The organism is Micrococcus sp. LASM2_SD2 (assembly GCF_057364565.1).
Genome location: NZ_JBNFOB010000191.1, coordinates 1 through 4,809, shown reverse-complemented (window position 1 = coordinate 4,809; position 4,809 = coordinate 1). Strand labels below are relative to the sequence as shown.

Sequence of the window (4,809 nt, the reverse complement as noted above, 5' to 3'; positions counted from 1 at the left end):
CGGAGGCGACGTCCTCCGTGGCCGGTGGGGCGCCGTCGTCGGTGCCCCGCTGCGGGCGAGTCGTCCTCCGCACCGGCGGAGACGTGCGAGGCGAGGTCCTCCAGGTGCAGGGAGGTGGTGGCCGGGTGCGCCTGGTGGTGCGGCTCGGCCGCCGGCCGGGAGACGGGCAGGCCCGAACCGGGGGAGGAGAGCATGCCGGTGTCCAGCAGGTCCAGCCAGGTCAGGACGGGCCCCGTGAGGTCGCGGTCCTCGATGAGCAGGTGGCCGGCCTCCTCGTAACGGTGCACACGGGCCTCGGGCAGGCGGTCGCGCAGGTCGTCCAGGTAGCGGTCCAGGAACACCGGGTCGTCGGCGCCCCAGAGGATCAGGGCCGGCACCGCGGCGTCGCCGAGGGCGTTCACCCCGGCGGAGACCTCCTGCAGCGCCGCGTGGCTGCCGTGCGCGGCGGTGGCGGGGATGTCTGCCACGAAGCCGCCCACGCCTCCGCGGCGCTCGGCGGAGCCGTAGGGCAGGTGGTAGGCGGCGCGGACCTCGCGGGACAGCTGCGGCTGCGCCAGCGAGGTGGTGACGGACACGAAGGCGTCGGTGGCCACGGTCGAGTTGGCGAGCAGGGGGCCGGCCAGGGCCGCCTGCAGGGGCATCGGGATCGGTGCGCCCTCCGGCTGGTGGACGGCGGTGTTGAGCGTCATCACGCCGGAGACCAGGTCACGATGGCGGCCGGCCCAGCCGAGCGAGACCACGCCGCCCCAGTCGTGGCCGACGGTCACGAGGCGGTGGCCGGTCGCGGCGAGACCCGGCAGCTCGAGCGCGTCGGCGATCGCCTCTAGGTCGTCCAGGCGGGCGGCCAGGCCCCGGTAGTCCGAGGCGGGGGTTCCCATAGTCTCCGGGCGGGGCGACTCGGCGTGCGCCAGGCGCTCGGAGAAGCCCATGTCCAGCTGGTCCGGGGCGATCACCCGCCAAGCGGTGCCGCCGGCGCGGGCCTGCTCCACGGTGGCCCGCATGAGCGAGCGCCACAGGTAGGACCAGGTCGGGTTGCCGTGGACGGCCAGCACGGTGCCGTGGACCTCCACGCCCATGGCCGCCAGGGCGGGACCCGTGTCGCCGACGTGGAACGTGCGGACGGTGCCGTCCGGGTCGGCGGGGGACTGCACCGTGAGCAGGCGGGACCACTGCGGGTCCCAGCCCGGCATCTTGTCGATCGGGGGGATGGTCGCTGCGGCTGCGGGGATGCTCACGGACGCGGTCCTCCTGTCACCACTGGATCTCGAGCATGGCGGTGTTCAGCCCGGAGCCGACGCCGAGGCAGAGGACGGTGTCCCCGCGCTCCAGGCCGTCCTGCTCGCGGACGAGGGTGATGGGCAGGGACGCCGGGCCGATGTTGCCCAGGGTTGGGAACGTGACCGGGATGAGGTTCTTGTCCAGGCCCGCCGCCTCGGCGATCGCGTTGGTGTGCAGCTGGGAGACCTGGTGGGTGATGAAGCGGTCCGCGTCCTTCCAGCCCCACTCGGACGGCACGTCGTTCCACGCGTCCATGACGAGCTCCAGGCCCCCGTCCAGCAGGCCGGTGGAGTCCGTGTACATGCCGTTGTGGTCGCCCACGCAGAGCAGGTGGTGCTCCGAGCCGGCGCGCGTGACGCCGCGGACGATGCGGTGGCCCTCCGGGTGGGCCTCGATCGAGCCCACCACGGCGGCGGCCGCGCCGGAGCCGAGGGTGAGCGAGGCGAACTGCTCCATGAAGTTGCCGCGGTTGGTCTGCGGGGAGTGCAGGTTCTCCACGGTGGCGTCCTGGACCTTCAGCGCGTCCTCGCCCGCGACGACCACGGCGTAGTCGATCTGTCCGGCGTCCACGAGGGAGGAGGCGAGCATGAGGCCGTTGACGAAGCCCAGGCAGGCGTTCGTGATGTCGAAGTTCACCGCCGAGGTGGGCAGCCCCATCATGTGGTGGATGCCCACGGCCACGGACGGCTCGAGGGTGGCGCGGGTGACCGAGGTGTTCACGATCAGGCCGACCTGGTCCGGGCGGACGCCGGCGGCCTCGAGGGCGGCGGTGCCGGCGCGGGCGGCGGCCTCCTGGAAGTCCCCGGGGCGGTCCCAGTTCCGCCGGGCGCGGACGCCGGCCACGCGCTGCAGCAGCCCCTTGGGCAGCTTGAGGCGCTTGAGGACGTCGGCCAGACGGACGTCCAGGTCGTCGGAGGTCAGCTCATGGGGGGCCTCGACCTCGGTGACCGCCAACAGGGCGGCGCGGGAGTAGTCGAAGCGGGCGTTGCCGGACACGTTCGGGTACCTGGTCCCATCTGCTCGGGGCATGTGTTTCTCCGGTCCGCCGAGCAGGCGGGCCGAAGGACGAGTCTACCGCGCGGGCCGAGAGGGCGCTGTGGTGTGAGGACGGCCACCCGTCACGGACTGGCGGTGCATGCCCCCGGGGGTATCCTGGGAGGGCACCGCACAGTGGAAGCACGACTCTGCACTGGAGTGACACCGCATGGATCCCCTGGAACTCGCCCGCTGGCAGTTCGGCATCACCACCGTCTACCACTTCCTGATGGTCCCGCTCACCATCGGCCTCGGACTGCTCGTGGCGGTCCTGCAGACCGCGTGGTTCACCACGGGGCGGGAGGTCTACCTCCGGATGACGAAGTTTTGGGGCAAGCTCTTCCTCATCAACTTCATCATGGGAGTGGCCACCGGCATCGTGCAGGAGTTCCAGTTCGGCATGGCCTGGTCCGAGTACTCCCGCTTCGTGGGGGACGTCTTCGGCGCCCCCCTCGCGATGGAGGCGCTCATCGCCTTCTTCCTGGAGTCCGTGTTCCTCGGGGCCTGGATTTTCGGCTGGAAGACGCTCCCGAAGGCGGTCCACCTCGCGGCCCTCTGGCTCGCGGTGGTCGGCGCCCACTTCTCCGCGTACTTCATCATGGCCGCCAACGCCTTCATGCAGCACCCGGTCGGCTACCGCGTGGTGGACGGACGCCCCGTGCTGGACGACATCGGGGCCGTGCTCACGAACCCCATCCTGCTGACCCACTTCCCGCACACGCTCTTCGGCGCCTATGCCGTGGGCGGCGGCTTCCTGCTCGGCATCGCCTGGTACCACCTCTGGCGCCGCCGCGCCGACGGCATCGACTCCGTGGACGCCGACGGCCGCGTGGTGGTGGGGGAGACCGGCTCGGCCGCCCGGGACCGCCTGGACCACACCGTCTGGATGCGCTCCCTGCGCATCGGCGCCGCGGTGGCGATCATCGGCTTCACCGGCACCGCCTTCACCGGCCATGCGCAGGCCCAGCAGATGATCGAGACCCAGCCGCTCAAGATGGCCTCGGCCGAGGCCGCCTGCCATGACGGCACGGCGTTCTCCGTGTTCTCCTTCGCCGACCTGTCCGACCGCTCGGGCGCCACCACCTGCGACGACGTCGTTGGTGTGGTCGAGGTGCCCGGCCTGCTGTCCTACCTGGCCTACGAGGACTTCACGACCCCGGTCAAGGGCGTCACGAGCCTGATCCCGGAGTACCAGGAGAAGTACGGCACCCACCTGCCGGACGACCCCCTGTACGGAGAGCGGGCGGGCGCGGAGATCGACTACCAGCCGCTGATGGAGGTGACTTACTGGGGCTTCCGCCTGATGATCACCTTCGGCGGCCTCGCCGCGCTCGCCGCCGCCTGCGCCCTCTGGATGACCAGGAGGGGCACGGTCCCGGCGAGCCGGAACTGGATGCGGGTGGCCGTCCTCTCGATCGGCGGCTCCTTCGGAGCGAACATGGCCGGCTGGGTGTTCACGGAGATGGGCCGCCAGCCGTTCGTGGTGGCCCCGAACCCGGCGCTGCCCGCCGGAGACCAGGTGTTCATGTTCACCGCCGCCGCGGTGTCCCCGGGGTGGACGGCGTGGAGATCCTGGTGTCCCTGATCGTGTTCGCCCTGCTCTACGGCACCCTGCTCGTCGTCGAGATCGTCCTGCTGGCCCGCTACGTGCGGGGAGGCGTGCCGGCCGGCATGCCGGAGCTGACCGCCCACGAGCACGACGACCGCCACCGCCACGACCGCGACCACGACGAGGACGACGTCCTCGCCTTCGCCTACTGATCCGCGTCCAGGACACAAGGAGACCGTCATCATGGCTGAGACCCTGCCCACCGTCTGGTTCGCCCTCATCGCCGTCCTCTGGCTCGGCTACCTGCTGCTGGAGGGGTTCGACCTCGGCGTCGGCATGCTCATGCGCCTCTGGGCCCGGGACGAGCGCTCCCGACGCCAGCTGCTGAACACCATCGGGCCCGTGTGGGACGGCAACGAGGTGTGGCTGATCACCGCCGGCGGCGCCACGTTCGCCGCATTCCCGCACTGGTACGCGTCGTTGTTCTCCGCCCTCTACCTGCCGCTGACGCTCACCCTGGTCGGCCTGATCCTGCGCGCCGTCGCGATCGAGTACCGCGGCAAGGCGATCACCGACGCCGGCCGTGCCGCGTGGGACGCCTGCCTGGCGGTCGGCTCCCTGCTCGCTGCCTTCACCGTGGGCGCCATGCTGGCGCTGACCACCACCGGGCTGCCGCTGGACGCCAACGGCGACCGGGTGGGCGGCCCCTTCGTGTGGCTCACCCCGTACGCCCTGCTCGGCGGCGTGGCCGTGGTCCTGTTCGCGATCGCCCAGGCCTGGGCGTTCCTCGGCCTGAAGACCGAGGGGGCCGCCCGTGAGGCCGCCGGCCGGGGTACTCGGACGCTGGCTGCCGCTGCTGCTGGCCCCGCTGGCGGTGTGGGTCCTGATCGTGGTGGCGCGCGGCGGTGCCGTGCTGCCGTGGGTGCTCACGGTCCTGGCCGTGGTGG

2 protein-coding genes and 2 pseudogenes are annotated in these 4,809 nt (G+C 71.9%); 2 read left to right on the top strand and 2 right to left on the bottom strand.

All coding sequences use genetic code 11. The annotated features are described in order from the left end of the window. Window positions 1–1,235: alpha/beta hydrolase (locus AC2W7A_RS09630; protein ID WP_485991168.1), on the bottom strand; the 1,235-nt coding region annotated here is incomplete at its 3' end. 16 nt (window positions 1,236–1,251) lie between these two features. Beyond that, window positions 1,252–2,307 (bottom strand): 3-oxoacyl-ACP synthase III, encoded by a 1,056-nt coding sequence (locus AC2W7A_RS09625; protein ID WP_485991167.1) that lies wholly within the window; start codon window positions 2,305–2,307, stop codon window positions 1,252–1,254. Between the two features lie 175 nt (window positions 2,308–2,482). Here AC2W7A_RS09625 and AC2W7A_RS09620 point away from each other — a divergent pair. Both AC2W7A_RS09620 and cydB read left to right on the top strand, forming a co-directional pair. Further along, a pseudogene (locus tag AC2W7A_RS09620) lies at window positions 2,483–4,074 on the top strand (cytochrome ubiquinol oxidase subunit I). A 31-nt stretch (window positions 4,075–4,105) separates the two neighbouring features. After that, window positions 4,106–4,809, top strand: a pseudogene (cydB, locus tag AC2W7A_RS09615) (cytochrome d ubiquinol oxidase subunit II); the annotation flags it as partial.